The sequence below is a fragment of the Amycolatopsis rubida genome (assembly GCF_900115345.1).
Taxonomy (GTDB): Bacteria; Actinomycetota; Actinomycetes; order Mycobacteriales; family Pseudonocardiaceae; genus Amycolatopsis; species Amycolatopsis rubida.
The window spans coordinates 954,428-975,889 of the sequence record NZ_FOWC01000002.1 but is presented as its reverse complement, the minus strand read 5'-3'; the positions used below and the strand labels follow the sequence as shown (position 1 = coordinate 975,889).

The 21,462-nt window shown below is 69.9% G+C and carries 17 protein-coding genes; 5 read left to right on the top strand and 12 right to left on the bottom strand.

The genetic code is table 11. The annotated features are described in order from the left end of the window. Nucleotides 1-20 precede the first annotated feature (20 nt). The gene (locus BM362_RS13490; protein ID WP_093573298.1) at nt 21-1,700 is read right to left on the bottom strand and encodes a PstS family phosphate ABC transporter substrate-binding protein; all 1,680 of its coding nucleotides are present in this window, start codon (nt 1,698-1,700) and stop codon (nt 21-23) included. Between the two features lie 91 nt (nt 1,701-1,791). Further along, nucleotides 1,792-3,153 carry a MocR-like pyridoxine biosynthesis transcription factor PdxR gene (pdxR, locus tag BM362_RS13485; RefSeq protein ID WP_093573297.1) on the bottom strand — a complete coding sequence of 454 codons (1,362 nt, stop codon included), beginning with the start codon at nt 3,151-3,153 and terminating at the stop codon, nt 1,792-1,794. Nucleotides 3,154-3,241: 88 nt separating this feature from the next. Between pdxR and BM362_RS13480 the strand changes: the two genes are divergently transcribed. After that, nucleotides 3,242-4,141, top strand: coding sequence for a DMT family transporter (locus BM362_RS13480; protein ID WP_244287137.1), 900 nt, complete (start codon nt 3,242-3,244; stop codon nt 4,139-4,141). Between the two features lie 3 nt (nt 4,142-4,144). Here the strand turns inward: BM362_RS13480 and BM362_RS13475 are convergent, their stop codons facing one another. After that, on the bottom strand, nt 4,145-5,542 hold the full coding sequence (locus BM362_RS13475) for a class II fumarate hydratase (protein ID WP_067575908.1): 1,398 nt from the start codon (nt 5,540-5,542) through the stop codon (nt 4,145-4,147). A 111-nt stretch (nt 5,543-5,653) separates the two neighbouring features. Here BM362_RS13475 and BM362_RS13470 point away from each other — a divergent pair, with 111 nt between their 5' ends. Then, nucleotides 5,654-6,625, top strand: coding sequence for an NAD(P)/FAD-dependent oxidoreductase (locus BM362_RS13470; RefSeq protein ID WP_067575911.1), 972 nt, complete (start codon nt 5,654-5,656; stop codon nt 6,623-6,625). Nucleotide 6,626: 1 nt separating this feature from the next. Here the strand turns inward: BM362_RS13470 and BM362_RS13465 are convergent, their stop codons facing one another. The 6 genes from BM362_RS13465 to BM362_RS13440 all read right to left on the bottom strand — a co-directional run bounded on the left by BM362_RS13465 (nt 6,627) and on the right by BM362_RS13440 (nt 11,102). After that, nucleotides 6,627-7,379, bottom strand: a complete 753-nt coding sequence (locus tag BM362_RS13465; protein WP_093573296.1) for a S1 family peptidase — start codon at nt 7,377-7,379, stop codon at nt 6,627-6,629. Between the two features lie 19 nt (nt 7,380-7,398). Then, complete coding sequence (gene glpX / locus BM362_RS13460; protein ID WP_167545281.1) at nt 7,399-8,457, bottom strand: class II fructose-bisphosphatase; 1,059 nt, start codon at nt 8,455-8,457, stop codon at nt 7,399-7,401. An 89-nt stretch (nt 8,458-8,546) separates the two neighbouring features. Next, a complete protein-coding gene (locus BM362_RS13455) occupies nt 8,547-8,768 on the bottom strand; it encodes an exodeoxyribonuclease VII small subunit (protein ID WP_067575915.1) in 222 nt (73 codons plus the stop codon). Next, a complete protein-coding gene (locus BM362_RS13450) occupies nt 8,765-9,220 on the bottom strand; it encodes a hypothetical protein (RefSeq protein WP_093573295.1) in 456 nt (151 codons plus the stop codon). Before BM362_RS13450 ends, BM362_RS13455 begins: the two co-directional genes overlap by 4 nt. Then, nucleotides 9,220-10,485 carry an exodeoxyribonuclease VII large subunit gene (gene xseA, locus BM362_RS13445; RefSeq protein WP_067575919.1) on the bottom strand — a complete coding sequence of 422 codons (1,266 nt, stop codon included), beginning with the start codon at nt 10,483-10,485 and terminating at the stop codon, nt 9,220-9,222. The genes BM362_RS13450 and xseA overlap by 1 nt, the downstream gene beginning before the upstream one ends. Further along, on the bottom strand, nt 10,482-11,102 hold the full coding sequence (locus BM362_RS13440; protein WP_067575921.1) for a lipid droplet-associated protein: 621 nt from the start codon (nt 11,100-11,102) through the stop codon (nt 10,482-10,484). The genes xseA and BM362_RS13440 overlap by 4 nt, the downstream gene beginning before the upstream one ends. Before the next feature lie 150 nt (nt 11,103-11,252). On the opposite strand from BM362_RS13440, the gene BM362_RS13435 reads away from it, so the two are divergent. Next, entirely contained in the window at nt 11,253-12,263 is a 1,011-nt protein-coding gene (locus BM362_RS13435; RefSeq protein WP_167545280.1) for a 4-hydroxy-3-methylbut-2-enyl diphosphate reductase, read from the top strand. Between the two features lie 353 nt (nt 12,264-12,616). Here BM362_RS13435 and BM362_RS13430 read toward each other — a convergent pair whose 3' ends face one another. Further along, complete coding sequence (locus BM362_RS13430; RefSeq protein WP_167545279.1) at nt 12,617-13,519, bottom strand: DUF6542 domain-containing protein; 903 nt, start codon at nt 13,517-13,519, stop codon at nt 12,617-12,619. 1,403 nt (nt 13,520-14,922) lie between these two features. Continuing rightward, a complete protein-coding gene (rmuC, locus tag BM362_RS13420) occupies nt 14,923-15,837 on the bottom strand; it encodes a DNA recombination protein RmuC (protein WP_093573293.1) in 915 nt (304 codons plus the stop codon). 229 nt (nt 15,838-16,066) lie between these two features. Here rmuC and BM362_RS13415 point away from each other — a divergent pair, with 229 nt between their 5' ends. Together BM362_RS13415 and BM362_RS13410 are read left to right on the top strand one after the other, a co-directional pair. Next, nucleotides 16,067-17,221 carry an exonuclease SbcCD subunit D gene (locus BM362_RS13415; protein ID WP_167545278.1) on the top strand — a complete coding sequence of 385 codons (1,155 nt, stop codon included), beginning with the start codon at nt 16,067-16,069 and terminating at the stop codon, nt 17,219-17,221. Beyond that, on the top strand, nt 17,218-20,181 hold the full coding sequence (locus BM362_RS13410) for an AAA family ATPase (protein ID WP_093573291.1): 2,964 nt from the start codon (nt 17,218-17,220) through the stop codon (nt 20,179-20,181). The genes BM362_RS13415 and BM362_RS13410 overlap by 4 nt, the downstream gene beginning before the upstream one ends. A gap of 776 nt (nt 20,182-20,957) precedes the next feature. On the opposite strand, the gene BM362_RS13405 is transcribed toward BM362_RS13410, so the two are convergent. Beyond that, nucleotides 20,958-21,461, bottom strand: a complete 504-nt coding sequence (locus BM362_RS13405) for a methylated-DNA--[protein]-cysteine S-methyltransferase (RefSeq protein WP_093573290.1) — start codon at nt 21,459-21,461, stop codon at nt 20,958-20,960. Between the last annotated feature and the right edge of the window lies 1 nt (nt 21,462).

Sequence of the window (21,462 nt, the reverse complement as noted above, 5' to 3'; positions counted from 1 at the left end):
ACCGGGTGAAAAAGAGCTGGTCAGGCATCCGGACGAGTGCAGTACTGGTCCAGCAGCCCCTGTTTCGTCACACACGGCGTGTACCCTGCGTCCTGCAGTTCCGCCCGCGCCGTGCTGCTGCGCAGGTAGTCGATGAACTGTTTCAGCAGCGAATCGTTCTCCGGCACGCCCTTGGTGTAGAGATACTCGACCGTCCAGAAGCGATAGCCGGCGTCGACGCTGGTCACGTCGGGGTAGCGGTCGTCGAGCTTCGCCATCGCGAGCCGGCCGTGCGCCGCGGCGATCTTGGCCGCGGGCACGTCCGCGTAGCCGATGGCGCCGGGGGTGTCGCCGACGGCGCGCAGCAGTTCGTCGGTCTTGCCGCGTTCGCAGCGCACCACTGTGGCGTGCGGGTCGCGAGTCGGCGTCCGGCAGTCGTCCGACGACAGTCCCGGCTCGGCCGCGCCCAGCACTTTCTCCTCGAACGTTTTGCGCGTACCCGATTCCTGCCCGCGCCCGACGATCCGGACCGGGATCGACGGGCCCTCACGCAGTTGTGCCCAGTTGGTGTACTTCCCGCTGAAGATCTCGCGCACCTGCTCGCCGCTCAGCCGGTCGACGCCGACGGTCTTGTTTACTACCAAGCTGTACACGAGCACTGCGACCGGTTGCGGGACCAGATCCGGCCCGGCGTCGGAAGCCTTGCCGTCGGAAAGCACTGCCATGCTGTCTTTTTGTTCCGCGGGCAACGGCCCCAGTTCGCGCACCGCGGACACGCTTCCGTCCGCTTGGGTCGTGATCGTCGCGCCAGGACACCGCTTCTGGTACTCGGTTGCGACGCTGGTCATGATCGGCGCGAACGCGCTGGATCCGTGCACTGCGAGGGATCCGTTGCCGCAGCCGGGTTCGGACCCGCGCGACACGGCGACGAGGAGCATGCTCAGCAATGCCCCGGTCAGCAGCACTCCGATCGCTCCCGTGACCACCGGCCACGACAGCCAGCGCTGTTTGCGTTCGTCTTTGATCCGCCCGCCGCTGAGCCTTCCGGTGACGTCCAGTTCCTTCGACAACGGCCCGCCGCGCCAGCTGTCCGGCTCGCGCAGCACGACGACGAGTTTGAACTTTTCCCGTCGTTTCAGCGAAAGCTGTTCGAGGCGGACGCCGTGCCATTGCGGTGCCGCGGCGGCCGGTGCGTCGGATTGCCGCAGCAGTGCGGTGAGCCGCTGCGGCAGCAACGCTCGCACGCCGGACAGTCGCGCGGTTCCGTTTTCCGGCGTAGGCTGATCATGAGTAAAGAATTCGAGCCCGTTCCGGACCACTTCACGCAAGCCGTCCTTGGCGTCGGACACGCGCGCGTCCCACACCACCCGTCTGCCAAAGGTGAACTGCAGCGGGTGTTCCCAGTCGTCGGGGCCGATGTCGAAGCTGCCGGTGTTGCGGATGCGGATCACGACCACGCTGAGCGGTTCCAGCAGTTGCACGGTCCGCACGAGTTCCGGATCCGCTTGTACCGCACCGTTGTCCGAGTCGCTGAGCGTGACCGGGTTGAGGCCGATTTTGGAGTTGTAGAGCTCCCGGTAGATCACCCGCCTGCGGCGGATTACGTAGCGGTCGATGATCGGGGCGAGGATGGTCGCGCCCGCGACGACGGCGATGGGCACGATGCCGCGGCTGGACGTGAGCACGTCGGCGAGTGTTCGCACTATTTCCCCGAAGCTCACGGTCGCCTCCCCCTTGCCCGCTCCCGAGGAGAACAACCCTAAGCGTCAGCCGGGGGACCCCTCCCTGGTGCACCAGGTGTTCACCAGCGGTTCAACCGGCCGACGCGATCCGCTCGACGGCGGCGCGGAGCCGGTCCGGCGGGAGCGCGGCGTACCCGAGCACGAGACCCGGATATCCGGCTGAAGCATGGGAATAAGTCGACAAAGCCGGAGCGTGCACGCCTGCCGTGGCGAGTTTTTCCTGCAGCCGTAGGTCATCGATGCCGTCCGGGAGCCGGACGACCAGGTGCAGTCCGGCGGCGATCCCGACCGGCTGCCACTGCGGAAGACGTTGGGTCAGGGCTTCGATAAGCGCGTCGCGACGAGCGCGGTACAGCCGTCGAGTGCGGCGCAGATGCCGGTCGTAACCGCCGGTGGCGATCAGCTGCGCGAGCGCGGCTTGCGGGAGCGGCGGGCAGCCGAGGTCATGCATTTCCTTGATCCGGGCCACGGCGTCGCGCAGTCGTCTCGGGGGAATCAGCCAGCCGATCCGCAGCGCTGGTGCGAGTACTTTGCTGACGCTGCCGATGTAGGCGACGTGATCCGGTGCGAGCGCACGCATCGCGCCCAGTGCGGGCCGGTCGTAGCGATGCTCGGCGTCGTAGTCGTCTTCCAGGATGAGCCCGCCGGTGTCCGCCGCCCAGGAAAGCAGTTGCCGACGGCGTTCCGGATGCAACGCGACGCCGAGCGGGAACTGGTGTGCGGCGGTCACCAAAACGACGGAGCAGTCTGAAGTGGTCAGTGCGTCGACGTTGATGCCCTTGTCGTCGACCGGGATTCCGGCCGGAGCCAGTCCGTGCTCGCGAAGCAGGTTCGCTTGGCCGTGGTGGCTCGGGTCTTCGACGGCGATGCGCTGGTCCGGCAAGGCGTCGGCCAGCAACGACAACGCTTCCGCGGCTCCGCTGGTGATCACGATGTCGTCCGGGTTCGTCGGCAACGCCCGGACGCGCCCGAGGTAGGCGGCCAGTTCCGCCCGCAACGCCGGATGGCCGGTCGGATCGGGGTAGCCGAGACCTAGGTCGGGCGTCGCGTTCAGGGCTTCTCGTTCGGCGGCAAGCCATTCGGCCCGGGGGAACGCCGACAACGCGGGCAGTCCGGGGCGCAGGTCGAACTCCCAGGTCGGCGTTTTCGCTGCACTGACCCGAGGATTCGGCGCAGGACCGTCGACCGGCGCGACGCGAGTGCCCGACCCGTGCTTGCTCAGCAGGTAACCCTCAGCGGTGAGCTGCTCGTACAACGCGGTGACGGTGCCGCGCGCGACCCCGAGCTGGCGCGCGAGATCGCGGCTCGATGGCAGCCGGGTGCCGGCTGCCAGCCGTCCGGTGCGGATCGCGTCGCGCAACGCGACCTCGACGGCGCGGCCCCGGTGCCCTCCGGTGGCGGCGGGCAGGAGCAGTTCGCGGATGGTTTCCACGACCTCGACAATACGGCGAAGTGGTCCAGTTGGGCCAGGGTTGAGTGGTCCTTCTGGATAGACCACTCTCGGCTGAAGACTGAGCGGCGTGAAACGGTCGATGGTGCTTTCAGGGGTGGCCGGTGCGGTGCTGGTCGGCGGATCGGTGCCGGTCACCGGCATGCTGGACGGATATCCGGTGATCACCGGGCAGGCGTTGCGGTACGCGCTGGGCGGCCTTCTGCTGCTGGGCTGGGCGAAGGTCACGCGCAGTCCGCTGCCGAGGCCGAAACTGGGCGATCTGCCAACCCTGCTCGGGCTCGCCGCGACCGGGATGATCGGGTTCCAGGCCTGTCTGCTGCTGGCGCAGCGCTACGCGGAGCCCAGTGCGGTAGCGGCGTTTCTCGGGGCCAGCCCGCTCGTGCTCGCGGTGCTCGCGCCGATGCTCGACGGTCGCCGTCCGTCCGCCGCTCCGGTCGCCGGATCGGTACTGGCCGGGCTCGGCATCGTGGTGCTGTCCGGCGGCGGATCCGCTTCCGCGCCAGGGCTGTTGCTGGCTGCGCTGGCGATGTTGTGCGAGGCGTCGTTCACCCTGCTCGCGGTGGGATTGCTGCGGCGGCTCGGGCCGTTGGCCACCTCGACGTGGGGCTGTTTCACCGCTGCGGCAAGCGGTTCCGTGGTCGGGACGGTGGTCGATCCGGGCGGGGCCTGGCGGTGGCCGGACGCACGCGAACTCGTCGCGTTGCTGGTGCTGGCCGTCGTGGTGACCGCAGTGGCTTTTGTGCTCTGGTACAGCTGCGTCGTCGAGTTGGGCGCGGACCGGGCGGGCGTGTTGATCGGGCTGATGCCGGTGTCCGGACTGGCTGTCGCGGTATTGATCGGCGCGCAACAGTTCGAGCTCAAGGATCTGGCTGGGGTCACCCTGGTCGCCGCGGGAGTCGCATGTGGACTGTGGAAACGCGAAGCGGCTCGCCCGGAAATGTCCGAACGAGCCGCTACGATCGGTTGAGCGCTACTTGCCGCCGCGCGCCATCCGCAGCACGTCGAGCGCCTCGTCCAGCTGCGCTTCGGTGAGCTTGCCGTCGCGGACGTACCCGCGCTCCAGCACGACCTCGCGGATCGTCTTGAGTTCCTTGAGCGCCTGCTTCGCCACCGCGGCCGCTTCCTCGTAGCCGATGTACTTGTTGAGCGGCGTGACGATCGACGGCGAGCCTTCGGCGTACTGCCGCGCGCGCTCGACGTTCGCGGTGACCCCGGCGAATACCTTGTCCGCCAGCAGTCGCGAGACGGCGGCGAGCAGCCGCGCCGATTCGAGCACGTTGCGCGCGATGACCGGCAGGTTCACGTTGAGCTGGAAGTTGCCCGCCGCGCCGGCGAACGCGACCGCCGCGTCGTTGCCGACGACCTGCGCGACGACCTGCAGCGTCGCCTCCGGGATGACCGGGTTGACCTTGCCCGGCATGATCGACGAACCCGGCTGCAGGTCCGGCAAAGCCAGCTCGGCCAAGCCGGTGCGCGGGCCGGAACCCAGCCAGCGCAGGTCGTTCGCGATCTTGTTCAGCGACACCGCGACCGTGCGCAGGTGCCCGGACGTCTCGACCACGCTGTCCTGCGTCGCCTGCGCCTCGAAGTGGTTGCGTGCCTCGGTGAGCGGCAACCCGGTGAGCTGCGCCAGTTCGGCCGAGACCGCCGCGCCGAAGCCGTCGGGCGCGTTCAGGCCGGAGCCGACCGCGGTGCCGCCGATCGGCAGTTCGCCCAGCCGTGACAGGCCGGACTGCAGCCGCTCGATGCCGAACCGGATCTGCGCGGCCCACGCGCCCGCCTCCTGGCCGAGCGTGATCGGCACGGCGTCCATCAGGTGCGTGCGGCCGGACTTGACGACGTCCTGCCACTCCTCGGCGCGCGCCTCGATCGCGCCGGCGAGGTGCTCCAGCGCGGGGACGACGTCGGTGAGAACGGCTTCGGTGGCGGCGACGTGGATCGTCGTCGGGAAGGTGTCGTTGGACGACTGCGACGCGTTGACGTGGTCGTTCGGGTGCACGTCGCGGCCGAGCGCGCGAGTGGCCAGCGTCGCGATGACCTCGTTCGCGTTCATGTTGGACGACGTGCCCGAGCCGGTCTGGAAGACGTCGATCGGGAAGTGCTCGTCGTGGCGGCCCTCGGCGACCTCGTCGGCGGCCTTCGCGATCGCGTCGGCGACGTCGGCGTCCAGGACGCCGAGGCGCGCGTTCACGCGGGCGGCGGCGGCCTTCAACAGGCCCAGCGCGCGGATCTGGGCGCGCTCGAGACCGCGGCCGGAGATGGGGAAGTTCTCGACGGCACGCTGCGTCTGCGCGCGGTAGAGCGCGTCGACCGGGACGCGGACCTCACCCATCGTGTCGTGTTCGATCCGGTATTCCTGTTCAGCCATACCCCGATTCTGGCCCCGATTTCGGTTTACGGCTGGGTGTTGTCGCCCACCTCGGTAAGCTCGGCTGTGTTCTCGATCACCGCCACCCACCACTGGCATGGAGCGAGCCTCATGGATTACGACCTCGTCGTCATCGGAGCCGGTCCCACCGGTCTCTTCGCCGCCTACTACGCGGGATTCCGCGGCCTGTCGATGGCCGTCGTCGATTCGCTGCCCGAACCGGGCGGCCAGGTCACCGCGATGTATCCGGAGAAGATGATCTACGACGTCGGCGGGTTCGCCGCGGTCCGCGGCCGGGATCTCGTGCAGGGCCTGGTGGACCAGGCCGCCCCGTGGAAGCCGGACTACCTGCTCGGCCGCAAGGCGGAGAAGCTGGAGAGCGTCGAGGGCGGTCTCGAACTGACTCTCGACGGCGGCGACGTGCTGCGCGCGGGCGCGGTACTGATCACCGCGGGCATCGGCGAGTTCACGCCCCGTCCGCTGCCCGCCGGAGACGGCTGGCTCGGTCGCGGGATGGTCCATTTCGTCCCGGCACTCGCGGCCCACGCGGGCCAGCACGTCGTCGTGGTCGGCGGCGGGGATTCGGCCTTCGACTGGTGCCTGGCGCTGCATCCGGTCGCGGCGAGCGTGACGCTCGTGCACCGTCGCGCGAGGTTCCGGGCCGCGGAATCGATCGTGCGGCAGGTGCGGGAGCTGGGCGTGCGGTTGGTCACGGACGCCGAGGTGGCCCGTTTTGTCGAAGCCCCGGACGGTTCCCTGGCGGCGGTCGACGTGACGGTAACGGGCGGTGCGGACGAACAGCTGCGCGCGGACGCTGTGGTCGCGGCGTTGGGCTTTACCGCGGATCTGGGGCCGATCGAAAGCTGGGGGCTGGAAATCGATCACCGCGCGATTTCGGTGGATTCGACGATGGCGACGGCGCGGCCGCGCGTTTACGCGGCCGGGGATGTGGCGGCGTATCCGGGGAAGGTGAAGCTGATCGCGACTGGGTTCGGCGAGGCGGCCACGGCGGTGAACAACATCGCGGTGGCGTTGAATCCCGAGGCGCATTTGTTCCCGGGGCATTCGAGCAACGTCGAGTGAATCAGCCGGTTTTCTCCGCCAGCCAAGGCTGATACGCCACCGCCGAGGTCGCGATCGACGGAGCCGATCCGCACGTCGACGAGCGGTTGCCCGGGCGGCTGACCATCCCGGCCAGCACCCACCGGTCGCCGTCGCGGATCAGTTCCGGGCCGCCGGAATCGCCGTAGCACGAACCGGATCCGCCGGGGCTTTCCGTGCACAGCTCGGAGGTTCCGTCGAACGCCGCCGTGCATTTCGCGCCCGCCACCAGGTGTGTGTCGAGCTGGCGCAACGTCTTCGACACCGGGCCGCAATTGGGCGTCGCGCACGTCTGGCCCCAGCCGATCACCCGGACGGCCGTGCCCGGCGACGCCGAACCGCCGATCGCGATCGGCGCGGCCTTCACCGGTGCGGTCAGCCGGATCAGGCCGACGTCGCCGGTTTGCGTTTCAGCGTTGAAATGCGGGTGCAGCACGAATTCCGCCGCTTTCGGAGTTTCGCCGCCCGCTTCCGCGTCGTTGCTGCCGACGCGCAACCCGATCGTCGCCGGGTCCTTCGCGGACAGGCAGTGCGCCGCGGTGACCACCCAGGTCGGCGTGATCAGCGAGCCGCCGCAGAACAGCGCGCCGCCCGAGGTGTGCAGAGACACCGCGAACGGGTACGGCTGGTCCGCGTCGGTCCCGCCGACGATGGACGGCCCGGCCACCGCGCTGCCCGCGCTGAGCACGACTCCGGCGAGGACAGTCAGCACCAGTGCGAACAGCCGTTTCGACACCGGGAAACTCCTTGGCAGATCAGGGAAGCGGAGGCACCGCGCGCTCGTCCTCGTCGAGGTCGAGGTTGCCGTCGAAGTTGACGGACGAGTACGCCCGCAGCTTCTCGAGCCGGTGGTAGCCGTCGATCATTCTGACCGTCCCGGACTTGGACCGCATGACGATCGACTGCGTCGTCGCGCCGCCCGCCCGGTAGTGGACGCCGCGCAGCAGGTCGCCGTCGGTGACACCGGTCGCGCAGAAGAACACGTTGTCGCCGGTGACCAGGTCGTCGTTCAGCAGGATCCGGTCGAGGTCGTGGCCCGCGGCGAGCGCCTTCTCGCGCTCCGCCTCGTCCTTCGGCCACAGCCTGCCCTGCAGTTCGCCGCCGAGGCACTTCATCGCGCACGCGGCGATGATGCCCTCGGGCGTGCCGCCGATCCCGAGCAGCATGTCGACGCCGGTGGTCGGCCGGGCCGCGGCGATCGCGCCGGCGACGTCGCCGTCCGAAATGAACCGGATCCGGGCGCCCGCCTCGCGGACCTCCTTGATCAGCTGCTCGTGCCGCGGCCGGTCGAGGATGCAGACCGTCACGTCGCTGACGCTGGAGTTCTTCGCCTTCGCCACGCGCCGGATGTTCTCCGCGACCGGGGCGGAGATGTCCACCTTGCCCGCCGCGTCCGGGCCGACGGCCAGCTTCTCCATGTAGAACACCGCGGACGGGTCGAACATCGCGCCGCGTTCGGCGACGGCGAGCACGGCCAGCGCGTTCGGCATGCCCTTCGCCATGAGCGTGGTGCCGTCGACCGGGTCGACCGCGACGTCGCAGTCCGGGCCGTCGCCGTTGCCGACCTCTTCGCCGTTGAACAGCATCGGCGCTTCGTCTTTTTCGCCCTCGCCGATGACGACGACGCCGCGCATCGAGACGGTGGAGACGAGCTGGCGCATCGCGTCGACGGCAGCCCCGTCGCCGCCGATCTTGTCGCCGCGGCCGACCCAGCGGCCGGCCGCCATCGCGGCTGCCTCGGTCACCCGCACCAGTTCCATGGCGAGGTTGCGATCAGGCGCTTCGCGTCGGCTGCGGTCACTGGCGGTGGTCATGGTGGCCTCCCGGAACACGGTTCGTCAGCGGGTGCCCAGTCTGTCAGATCCCGGAACCACCTGACCGATTCAGCCACGCATGGTGCACGTCACTCTGCGTCGTCGGTCTCCACCGAGGCCAGCGCGGCCTCGATCCGCTCGCGGGCGCCTTCCAGATGCCGTTCGCACACCTTGGCGAGCCGCTCGCCCTTCTCCCAGAGCTCAAGAGACTGCTCCAGGGAAAGCCCGCCGGCCTCCAGCTCCTTCACGACCTCGACGAGCTGATCGCGGGCTTGCTCGTAACCGAGTCCGGCGGTGTCTGCTTCGCTCACGTTCTCCGACCTTGTGGTGCACGGGGCTGTCGGCGCAGACTACCGCGCTCGGCCGACATTCCCCGGGAACCGGGTCTGGCCCGCTGTGGGCAGGCGACCACCGCGCTGGCCATCGCGTGGTCATATCCGACGAACGCCAGCGCGAACTCCTGCCCGTCACCGTCGGCGATGGCGTCCTCGAGGTTCTCCTGCGCGCTCGCCACGCGTCGCCGATGCCCGGTCCCCTCGGCGAACCACCACCGGACGCCGACGTGCTCGGACGTCGCCTCGGACAGCCGCCTGAGCTGCGGTGCCAGCCCGCGCCGGGCCGCAGTGCCGCAGCCGGCGAGCAGCGCTGTCCAGCATTCGTCGGCCGCGCGGTCGGTGACCAGGGCCTGCCGCAGGAGAAGACCGGCATCGAGCCGGGCGGCGGCGTCCACCGTGAGCGGGAGGAACGCCGGGGCCCGGTGCATCACGGCCGGTCTCCTTCCGGTACGGGTGTCGTCGGCTCGACGGACTCGGCCACCGCGTGGACCGCTCCGTCGGCGACCCGTACGCGCAGCTGCGCTCCGTCCTCGACCTGGGAGACGGAGCGGAGCACGTGGAGGTTGCCTGCGGAATCCGTGAACTGGACGACGGCGTATCCGCGCTCCATCGTGGCCGCGGGGCCGAGCGCGGCCAGCTTGCCTCGCGCGTTCGCGACTTCCGCCTGGTCCTTGGCGAGCAGGCTGAGCATCGCGCGACGGCCGCGTTCGCGGTGCATCTCGATATCGCTGAGGCGGCGTTCGATCGGACCCAGCGGATCGGCCAGCGACGGACGGCTGCGCAGCTGGGTCAGCAGCCGCGTCTCCCGGTCGACCCAGCCGTGCAGCGCGCGCCGGCCGCGGTCGCGCATCTGCCGCACCCGCGCGGTTTCCTCGCGGACGTCCGGCACGATGCGCTTGCTCGCGTCGGTCGGAGTGGAGCAGCGCAGGTCGGCGACGTGGTCGAGCAGCGGGGTGTCCGGTTCGTGCCCGATCGCGCTGACGATCGGCGTCCCCGCGGCCGCGACCGCCCGGCACAGCGCTTCGTCGGAGAACGGCAGCAGATCCTCGACGCTGCCGCCGCCGCGGGCGATGACGATCACGTCGACGTCCGGGTCTTTGTCCAATATGGACAGTGCGCGGAGGATCTGCGGCACCGCCTGCGAACCCTGCACGGCGGTGTTCAGCACCTTGAACAACACGTGCGGCCAGCGCGCCTGCGCGTTCGCCAGCACGTCCCGCTCAGCCGCTGACGCACGTCCGGTGATCAGCCCGATTCCCTTGGGCAGAAAGGGAATCGGGCGCTTCCGCTCGCGGGCGAACATTCCCTCGGCAGCCAGTAATTTGCGCAGCCGTTCAATCCGCGCGAGCAGTTCGCCGATGCCGACTGCGCGAATCTGGTCCGCGCGCAGACTCAGCGTGCCGCGGCCGAAAAAGAACGACGGCTTGGCGTGGATGACCACTCGGTCGCCTTCGCGCAGCGGCGTCGGCAGCTCGCGCACCAGCCACATCGGACAGGTGACGGACATCGAGACGTCCGCGGACGGGTCGCGCAGGGTCAGGAACGCGGTTTGCGTGCCGGGCCGCGCGTTCATCTGCGTGACCTGGCCTTCGACCCAGACGTCGCCGAGCCGGTGGACCCAGTCGCCGATCTTGCGCGCGACAGTGCGGACCGGCCACGGGTTCTCCGCGCTGGTGGCGGGGTCGTTGCTCACTGGCCTTCCGCGGGGTCGCCCGGCTGTTCCTCGGCCTTGCGCGCATTGCCGATCCGCCGCGCGAGCATGCCGACGAACGACGCGCGGTCGGCGTTGGCCTTCTCGTACTCCAGCAGCTCTTCCAGCTGGGGCACGGTCAGCCGACGCAGCCGAGCGCGCAGCTGCGGCAGGGTCAGCTCGTCGTAATTGCCCAGCCCGGCCGGGCCGGAGCTGTCGTTCTCGCCCTCGGAGTGCTCCTCGGCGAGCGCGCGGGTCTCCTCGACCCACGGATCGTCGATGGTGTCCGGCGGCTGCGCCCGGTGGCCGTTGGTGCGCGGTTCGGGCAGGTCGTCGACCGGCACGAGCGTGGGCCGGGACGGAGTGAACTCGGGTTCGGCGTCCTCGTCGAACGTGGCCCAGCTGGGCGTGTCCTCGACCGGGCGCAGCATCGACAGCGCGTCGTCGCCCTTGATGGCCAGCTCGGTGACCTGCTGCTGGACGCGCATGGACAGCTGCAGCACCTGGCTCACGACGGTGACCGGCAGGCCGGTGAGCTGCTTCGGGAGCTCACGAACCCGCTCGGCGGTGGTGACGGCGAGGCCCGCGGCGACCCGGAGGGGGAGCGGGAGTGGCTTCATGGGTCCAGCGTGCCGTATCAGGGCTGTTCTGCCCAACCGAACGGGTGGCCTGGGGCGCCGGACGTGACGCCCGGCACAGCCTGAATGGCCGCCGCCATCATCCGAACGAGGACTTCAACCCCGGATCGGCACTGCCCGTACCCTGGAGGCATGACTTCTGCGAGTCCCGGAACCGAACCCGCCGGTACCCCGACGATCTCCCGGTCCGGCGCCGCCAAACGCGTGCTGCTCGCGAAGCCGCGCGGGTATTGCGCCGGCGTTGATCGCGCGGTCGTCGCCGTCGAGAAGGCGCTTGAGCTGTACGGGCCGCCGGTGTACGTGCGCAAGGAAATCGTGCACAACCGGCACGTCGTCGATACCCTGCGCGAACGCGGCGTGATTTTCGTCGACGAGACCTCCGAGGTGCCCGAGGGCGCGCTCGTGGTGTTCTCCGCGCACGGCGTCTCGCCGGCGGTGCACGCCGAGGCCGCCGAGCGGAACCTGCGCACCATCGACGCGACCTGCCCGCTGGTCACCAAGGTCCACAAAGAGGTCAACCGTTTCGCCAAGGACGACTACGACATCCTCCTCATCGGCCACGAGGGCCACGAGGAGGTCGAGGGCACGGCGGGCGAAGCGCCGGACAAGGTGCAGCTGGTCGACAAGCCCGAGGACGTCGACAAGGTCGACGTGCGCGATCCGTCGAAGGTGATCTGGCTGTCGCAGACCACCCTGTCGGTGGACGAGACGATGGAACGCGTCGACCAGCTGCGCGATCGCTTCCCGACCTTGGCCGACCCGCCCAGCGACGACATTTGTTACGCCACCACCAACCGCCAGGTCGCGGTCAAGGCGATGGCCCCGGAATGCGATCTGGTGCTGGTCGTCGGCTCGAAGAACTCGTCGAACTCGAAGCGGCTGGTGGAGGTCGCGCTGAAGGCCGGCGCGTCGGCTTCGCACCTGATCGACTTCGCTTCGGAGGTCGACGAGGCGTGGCTGGAAGGCGTTTCGACGGTCGGGGTCACGTCCGGGGCCTCGGTGCCGGACGTGCTGGTGATGGACCTGCTGAAGTGGCTGGCCGAGCGCGGGTACGGGCAGGTGGACGAGGTGACTACGGCGAACGAGAAGATCGCGTTCGCGTTGCCGAAGGAGCTTCGGAAGGCTGTGAAGTCGGAGTCCTGAGGTTTTTTCTCTTGCCTTGCCGCGGGCTTTCGTTAGGTGCTGCGGTATTGGGCCGGGGAAGTCCGGACGGGTGCTTTTGGTGCGCGCCTGCAAAGCTTGTACCGCGGAGTCGTGAGAGCTGCTGCGCGCGCGACGGGAGAGCTTCCGGAATGCTTGGGTCGCTGAGCTGTGCGGTAATTCGTGCTGAGCCACGACCCGGGACGAGAGAATCCCTTTAGCCGCAACGAAAAAGCCGCCGACCCCCAGTGCGGGGGTCGGCGGCCTTTCTCGTTTGCCTTGTGCTGTCCGACTCCGGCGTGCCTCGCGTGCTCGCTCAGCCCTCGTCGCGTCGTCCAGTTTCCTGCGCTACTCGGTCAGCCCTCGTCTTCCCAAGGACGTTGACGGCGGGGCGGTTCCCGCCGAGGCGGACGCGGACGCCCAGGCGGCGGCTCGTCCCCACGCGGCCGACGACGCGGCGGCGGTGCGTCACCCCGCGGATCACGACGGCGCGGATCGCCCTCCGGCGGCCGGGGACGACGCCCCTCCGGCGGCTTGCGACCACCGCGCGGAGCGTTCGGGTCCATCGGCTCACGCCGCGGCCGGGCACCCGGCTCGCCAGGCGGACGCGGCCGTCGCGGCGGAGGAGCGTCGAGACCCCGATCCCGCGGCGGACGGCGACGGTTGCCCGGAGGCGGCGTCTGGCCGGACTGCCCGGCGCGACCGGCAGGCGGCCGCGAGCGCGGACGGCTGGCGGCTTTGTCGTCGTCCTCGTCCCGAGTGCGCGGAACCTTGCCGTCCTTGATCTTGACCGGCGCGTCCGGGTCGCGTTCGCGGTAGATCCGGAAGAAGCCGAACAGCAGAGTGACGCCAGTGGTGACCGCCATCGTCGGGAAGCCCTTGATCAGCGGCGTCCCGATGTTGAGCAGCTTCGACAGGGTGTCGCTCGCTTCCGGACCCCCGCCGGTCAGCAGTACTACGCCAGGCACGGTGACGGCGAGCACCAGCGGCGGCTGCACCATCGGACCGAACAGCCCGCGTCTTTGCACGGCACCGACCGCGATCACGGCCCCGAGGAAGTAGCCCGCCTTGAAAACAAAACCGAGGCTGCCGGTGGACTTCTCGTCGATGATGGCGCCGAGCACTGCCAAGCCGAAGCCCACGAGCACAGCCGCCCACCAGGGCAGGCCGCGCCTCGTGCCGACGACGAGACGCTCGTCCCACGGCACGGGGGCGTCATCGGCATCAGGATCGCTCTGGCGATCGCGTATCGCGGTCACGAGGCACACCGTAGCCCGTACTTGTCACGATCTTGTTGGCACTGCCGAGGACAGCACGAAGCAGCCACTCGACCGCATGACATTTAGTTCGGTCGAGCGGTACCCGCGGTACGGCCTGCCCGTACCGCTCCGCCGGACGGGGAACCGGTGGACCAGACCTCTGACCAGCGGTGATACCGGCGGTATGGCCTAGCTGCCCGTTTCCCGGCCCTGCGCTGACCCCAGGCTATGCCACGAGCCGACGACGGCGACGGCGGCGCCACCGGTCCTGTTCCGGAACATTCGCCGTTCTGGAACTTGACCGGGAATTGACGTTCCCGTGAGGCGCCTGAGCGTCCAGATCCTGCCCGCGCGACGTCGGAACCATGCCCTTTCGCTCGCCCCGCCGCAGTGTCCAACCTGGACTTCGCTGTTCGTTCCGGGCAATCCAGACCGTGGTGCGCGCCTGCCGCGCCTCCACGCTCAGCCGCAAGCCGCCAGCTGTCGCGGATGGCCGGCCATGACCGCTTGGGCCGTGTGACGGTCTCGGCTGCCGACGCATGATCCGGAGGCCCCCGGCCCACCGCTCACCGGGAGGGCGCTCAACTCACCTTGGACGCCTACCTCGCCACCGCGATGCGCTACCGCCCACGGCGACTCCCGAGGGAGCTCTCGCGCTCTGCGTGCGAAGAGCGCCAGGGCGCCCGAGCCGGACCGAGCTAGGACGCTCAGCCGCTCCCGCGCCCAGGCTCACTCCCGCCGGACGATGCCAACCCAGATCGCGCCGCCGAGACTCGCAGTGCCGGATCGCACCGCCGGGGCCCACACCGCCAGGGCCCACACCGCCAGGGCCCACACCGCCAGGGCCCACACCGCCAGATCGCAGTGCCGTGGCGGGGCTCCGGCGAAATGCACCGCTGATGCCCAGGTCCGCCCGGCCGCCGTGCCCTGGCTTGCTCCCGACGCCCACGTCACCAGGGCTGACTTGCTCCCGACGCCCACGCCACCGGGGCTGGCTTGCTCCGCCGCGACGAGCCGCCGAGGCCAATGCCGCCAGACCGTGCTGCTGTGGCTTCCGCCGCTAGACCGCGCTGCAGGGTCCGGCTCGTCGGAACGTGCCTGCTCGCGACCGTGCCACCGGATCCGTGCCCCGGCCGCATTTCGGCGAACTGTTTCGCCACGTGCGCGCCCGCCAAGTCCGCACGGCCGTCGTGCCATTGGGCCGGGCAACCGAAACCTCGCCCTCCCCAACAGCACGGCCAGGCTTCAAGCACACTCCACGCGCGAGCGCATCAGCCCACGCCCCGCGAACCCAATGCCGTCATCCTGACGCCAGCAAGCCACGCCGCTGAACCCGTCCCGCAAGACGAGACCGTCGATCGTCCGATCGCGACTGTCGAGCCCGCGGCCATCGCGCCGCGACCTCAACCAGCTGCCACCTCGTCTCCCTTCCGAAGCTGCGGTACCGGCGCCGGACTGCCCGACGCGTCGGTGAGCGGCGCGACCGTCGCACGGAACGACTCCAGCGCCTCGAGTTCCCGGCGGCGGGCCGAGACGAAGCGCTGCAGGTGCGTAGAGGACAGATTCAGCGCCTCCACCGCATTGCCGGCGGCTCGGTGCGCGGCGGCGGCACCCGCGCGCACTTGCTCGACGTCCTCGACGAGCGCCCGGTCGCTGGCGGCGAACAGCGCTGCCGACGCGAGCACCCCGAATCCCGTGGGGCCGCACAGGAAGACGCGGCGGTCGATCAGCCAGCGCAGCAGTTCGGGATCGGTGTCGAGCGCGGCGACCACGGCCGCGTCGGACGGGACGAACATGATGGTGCCGTAAATCGCGTCCGCCCAGCGCTGGTAGCCCTTGCCCGCCAGCTCCGCCGCGCGGGAGCGCAGCTGCCGGACGTGGACGCGCAGCGCGTCGAGCCGTTCTTCCGGATCGTCGGTCTCGACCGCCTCCGCCCAGATGGCCATGCTTGCCTTCGCGTCGACCGGCACCGCCCGGCCGCCGCCGACATTCAGCACCAGGTCGGGTTTCGCGCTTCCACCGCCGCCCAAATCGGTCTGCAGGGTGAAGTGCAGTCCCTCCCGCAGTCCGAGTGCGCGCGCGGTCTCCACGAGCACCTGTTCGCCGAGTTCGCCGCGGCCGTGAATCGACGCGAACGCCACCTCGTACCGGCGCAGCGCGAGCTGCTGCTGGTCGCCTTTCGCGCGCTCCGTGGCCACGAGCCGCGCGGCTGCGTCGGCGCGGCGCATTCCGTCGTTGTACAGCCGCCACAGCGCGACAACCGCGACGCACAGGAGCAGCGCGAGCACGACGGCCGCAGTGGTGATCACCGTCTCCACCCGGTCCTCCTCTCCGTCGGGTCCGGCGGGTGTCCGGACGCGAGACATCATGGCGGACCCCACCGACAAAAACCGGCACCCGCGGTCGCGCTGCGTAGCTGACCTGCGACTTTCCAGATTCGAGGCTGGGCGTGTCCGCAGTGGACCTGATCGGCTTCGTACACACGTTCGAGTGGGGCATCGGCGTGCCTCCGGGATTTCGTCGGGGTCTGCTCCTAACGTGGTCGCCGTGAGAGTCCTCCATACGTCTGACTGGCACATCGGCCGCACGTTCCACGGCGCCGATCTGCTCACCGAACAGGAGGCCGCCCTCACGCACATCGCCGAACTCGTCGACCGCGAGTCGGTCGACGTCGTGGTGGTGGCCGGTGACATCTACGACCGAGCGGTGCCGTCCGCCGAAGCCGTCCGCGTCGCCACGGCCGCAATGACCCGCATCCGCCGGGCCGGCGCGGAACTCGTGGTCACGCCTGGCAACCACGATTCGGCCGCGCGGCTGGGCGCGTTCGCCGAGTTCGCGGCGGCGGGCGGGCTGCACGTCCGCGCGACCGTCGAAGGCATCGCGGAACCCGTTGTGCTGCACGACGAACACGGCGCGGTCGCGTTCTACGGCATCCCGTATCTCGAACCCGAGCCGTCGCGGCACGCGCTGGGCGTGCCGGAGGCGCGCGGCCACACCGGTGTGCTCGGCGAGGCGATGCGGCGGGTGCGGGACGACCTGGCCAGTCGTCCGGGGGCTCGATCCGTAGTGCTGGCACACGCTTTCGTCACCGGCGGCGAGGCCAGCGAATCAGAACGCACCATCGCGGTGGGCGGAGTCGAGCAGGTTCCCGGATCGGTGTTCGACGGCGTGGACTACGTCGCGCTCGGGCACTTGCACGGACCGCAGACGCTCGCGGAACACCTCCGGTACTCCGGGAGTCCGCTGGCGTACTCGTTCTCCGAAGCGCGGCAACGGAAATCGGTGTGGTTCGTGGATCTCGACGCGACCGGTCTGGCCGAGGTCCGCCGGCATGAGCTGCCGGTGCCGCGTCCGCTCGCGACGCTCTCCGGCGAGCTCGCCGCTTTGCTCGAAGACCCGGAACACGAGCAATGGCGCGAGCATTTCCTCTCGATCACGGTCACCGATCGAGTGCGCCCGATCGACGCGATGCGGTTGCTGCAGGACCGTTTTCCCTATGCGGTGCACATGGATTGGCGGCCCGACGGCGGGGTCGCCGGCACCGAACTGAAGTACGCCGAGGCGGTGCGCGGGCGCAGCGACATCGAGATCGCGCGCAGCTTCCTCGACGATTGCCGTGGCGCTCCGCCGAGCGAACGAGAGGAGCGGCTCGTGCACCTGGCGCTCGAAGCAGCGAACCGGGCGGCGGTGGAGAAGCTGTGAGACTGCATCTGCTGGAGGTAGAAGCCTTCGGCCCTTACGCGGGGCGGGAGGTGGTGGACTTCGACGCCCTTGGCACCGACGGTCTCTTCCTTCTCCACGGCGACACCGGAGCGGGCAAAACCACGCTGCTCGACGCGATCGCGTTCGCGTTGTTCGGCGTGGTGCCGGGTGCGCGCGGCGACGTCAAGCGGTTGCGGTGCGATCTCGCCGAACCGGATCGGCAGACCGAGGTCGTGCTGGAGCTGACCGTGCAGGGCCAGCGGTTGCGGATCGTGCGCAGTCCGGAGTACCAGCGGCCGAAGAAACGCGGCGACGGATTCACCACGCAGCAGGCCCGGGTTTCGCTGACCTGGGTCGGCGAACCGCCCGCCGGGCTGCCGCCGGACGGGAGCATCCGCATCGACGAGGTGGCGCGCACCGTCGAGCGGCTGCTGGGCATGACGGCACCGCAGTTCTTCCAGGTTGTGCTGCTGCCGCAAGGAGAATTCGCGAAGTTTCTCCGCAGCGACACCACCGAGCGCGAGAAGCTGCTGGAACGGCTTTTCGGCACCGAGCGGTTCTCCGACGTCGAACGCTGGTTCGCTGACCTTCGCGCGGAACGCGGCCGTGCGCTGGACAAGCGGCAGCAGGAGGTCCGCGAGCTGCTCGCCCGCTACGCCCAGGAAGCGCAGCAGGAACCGCCGGAGGAAGGGCGGCCGGAGTGGGTCGAGGCTGTGCTGGCCGAGATCGCTGTCCAGGCCGAGGCGGCGGAAACCGAGGCAGGGCAAGCACGTTCGGCGGCGAAGTCCGCTGAGGTCGCGCTGCGCGAGGCGGAAGAGGACGCGGAAAAGATCCGCCGGGTCCGCACCGCGCACACCCGGCTGGCGCAGATCGCCGAGCAGGCGACCGAACGTGCTGAGTGGACGGAAGAAATCGCGGCGGCTCGGCGTGCTGCCGCGGTAGTTCCCGAGGCTGAGTTGATGGACCGGCGCACGGCCGAACTCGGCGATGCGCAGGTGCTGGTGGCCGATCGGATCCGAGATCTCGCCGACCTCGGTTTCGACGCGGTCGGGCTCGCGGTCGCGGACCTGCGCGAGCGCGCGGGCTCCGTTCGCGAGGAGGCGGGTGCTCTCGCCGAGTTGGCCGCGGAAGCCAACCAGCAGAAGAGCGACGAGCAACGCCGCGCGGAGCGGCAGAAAGCCGCGGAGAAAGCCGCTGAGCAAGTTGCTGGGCTCGCCAAGCGGTTGGCCGAGCTGCCCGGTCGGATTGCCGCTGCGCGTGCTGAAGCGACGGTAGCCGGAGAAGCGGCGGCGAAGCTGGACGGTGCTAAATCTCGCGTCGAAGAGCTGATGGTGCTCACTCGTGCAGCCGAGGAGTTGCCGCCAGCTGAGGCCAGAGTCGAGCGTGGTGAAGCGAAACTGCGCGAAGTGGTCGACGAGCACCAGACGGCTCGGCAACGTCGGCTCGATCTCCGCGAGCGGCGTCTCGACGGTATGGCAGCAGAGCTGGCTGCTGGCTTGGCCGAGGGAGCGGCGTGCCCGGTGTGCGGGTCGGCCGAACATCCGGCACCGGCGAACCATGACGCGCCATTGGTGGACGCGGCCGAAGAACGTGCTGCGGAAGAAGCCGAGCAGAAGGCGTCCGCGTTGCGCCAGCGAGTGGTGTCCGCGCTGGAAGAGGCCAAGGCACGGGCTGTCTCCCTGCGCGAACGGTTGGACGGGCGTACTGCGGAGGAGATCGCGACCGCGCTGACCGAAGCCCGGACGCTCGTCGCCGAACTCTCCGAGAAGGCGCAGCGCAAGGACCAGCTGAACACGAAGGTCACTGAACTGGAGCGCGGTGCCGAGCAGTTGGCCGAACAGCGTCGCCTCGCCGAGCAGACGGTTACCGAGGCGAACGGCGAGATCCGCGCGTTGGACGAGCGGATGGCCGAGCGCGAGCAGCGGCTGGTCGCGGGCCGGGGAGAGTTCCCGGACGTTCCCGCCCGGCGGCAGCACCTGCTCACGTTCGCCGGCGCGCTCGACCTGGCGGCGGAGGCGCACACGGCGGTGTCCGGGGCGGAGGCCCGGCTGGCTGAGCAACGGGATCTGGTGGAAATCTCGTTGCATGCCAAGGGTTTCTCGACCCTGGTGGAAATGCGCGCCGCCGTCCGGACCGAAGAGCAGATCACGAAGCTCGAACAGGGCCTCGCCGAGGCGGAAGCGACCGCCGCCGGTGCGCGGGAGATGCTCGCGCAACCGGAACTGTTCGGGATCTCGCCGGACGACGCGGTGGACGTCGTGCCGCTGGCCGAGCAAGCGAAGGAGACGCGGGCTCGCGCGGATACCGCTTTCGCCGCGCAGCAAGCGGTTTCGGCGCAGCACCGCGAACTGGTGAAGCTGGCCGGGCGGTTGAGCAAGGCACTGTCGGAGCTGGTGCCGTTGGAGGAGGAACACGCCGAACTCCGGGCGTTGTCCGAAGTGGTCAATGGACGAGGGCAGAACGCGCGGAAGATGTCGCTGCGCTCGTATGTCCTGGCTGCCCGGCTGGAAGAGGTCGCGCTCGCGGCGACCGCACGACTGCGGACCATGAGCCAGGGCCGCTATTCGTTCGTGCACTCGGACGCGGCCGGCGCGCGCGGCACTAGGGGCGGCCTCGGCCTCGACGTGCTGGACGACTACTCCGGCGCGGTGCGCCCAGCGAAAACGCTGTCGGGCGGCGAGTCGTTCCTCGCGTCGCTGTCGCTGGCGCTGGGTCTGGCCGATGTGGTGGCAGGCGAAACCGGCGGCGCGCTGCTCGACACCCTCTTCGTGGACGAGGGTTTCGGCACCCTGGACGCCGAAACGCTGGACGTGGTGATGAACATCCTCGACGAACTCCGCGCTGGCGGCCGCGTGGTGGGCCTGGTGTCGCACGTCGAGGAACTCCGCCAGCGCATCCCCACGCGGCTGCGGGTGCGGAAGTCCCGCACCGGGTCGAGAGTGGAGCTGCAGATGGCTTGACGAGAGCAGGATGAGCCTGCGCCGGACGGCGGTTGGCTCCTGCACCGAGTTGCCGCTGGGCTGGCCGCGTGGCCGGATGGCTGAGCAGCCGATGACTGGGGCGCGCGGCGGCCAAACGGTTGGTGCGGCTGGATGGCGGGGCTGGCTTGTGACCGGGTAGCCGGATGTTTCGGCTGGAAGCGGGCTGGGCTGGAAACGGGCAAGTCGGAAGCTGGTGTCAAAGTGCTGGCTGGCCGCGGAATGTCGACCGCGAAGCATGTTGCGTGGCCATAGCCGCAGTGCCGCTGGTGCTGTGCGGCTGGTGTGGTGAGGGAAGCGCGACAGTCACGTCGTGATGCTCGCAGTTCGCCTAGCCGGGTGTCGCTGGCTGGCGAGCGGGGCTGAACACTGCGGTGGGCGGCCGTTGCAGCGGCGGGCTGAGTGCTGCGGCGGGACGCTGCTGAAGTGGCGGGCTCAGCCCGGTCACTTCAGCAAGACTCGCCACGTCGGCCTGGCCGCCCCAACCACGCTCGCCGCGTCGGCCCAGCCCAGCCGACCCGGCCCGACCAAGCCGACCCGATCAGACCCGAGCCAGCCTGCCGACCCGGCCCAGCCCAGCCGACCCAGGCCGCCGACCCGAGCCAGCCAAGCCGCCCCAACCACGCTCGCCGCGTCGGCCCAGCCCAGCCGACCCGGCCCGACCAAGCCGACCCGATCAGACCCGAGCCAGCCTGCCGACCCGAGCCAGCCAAGCCAACTTGAGCCAGCCAAGCCAACCCCCGACCCGTAGCGGATCGTCAGGCGGACTCTTCGTGGTGCAGGAGCCACCGCTTGGCGTTGACGCCCCAGCGGAAGTTGCCGATCGCTCCGCCCGTCCGCACCACCCGGTGGCACGGCACGAACAGAGCCGCAGCGTTGCGGGCGCAGGCAGTTGCTGCGGCGCGGACTGCCGACGGGTTGCCGGAGAGGGCGGCGTACTCCGCGTAGCTCACCGGGCTGCCTGCTGGGATTTTGCGCAGCATCTCCCAGGCGTGCTCGCGGAACGGGCCCGAGCGTTGGCGTACCTCGATGTCGGCGACGGCGTCGAGGTCGCCGCCGTGGTAGCGGCGGATTGCGGTCGTCACGGGGCCCAGGTCGCGGCGTTCGGTCAGAGCCGCCGGGGCCAGGGACGGCGAGATGAGGGGTGTCAGCTCGGCGACGTCGGCGGTCCAGCCGGAGGCCAGTACGGCGCCGTCGCCGGTCACTGCTGCGGTGAACGGGCCGATGCGTGTGTCCAAAGTGGACCAGAAGGCGGTGGGCACG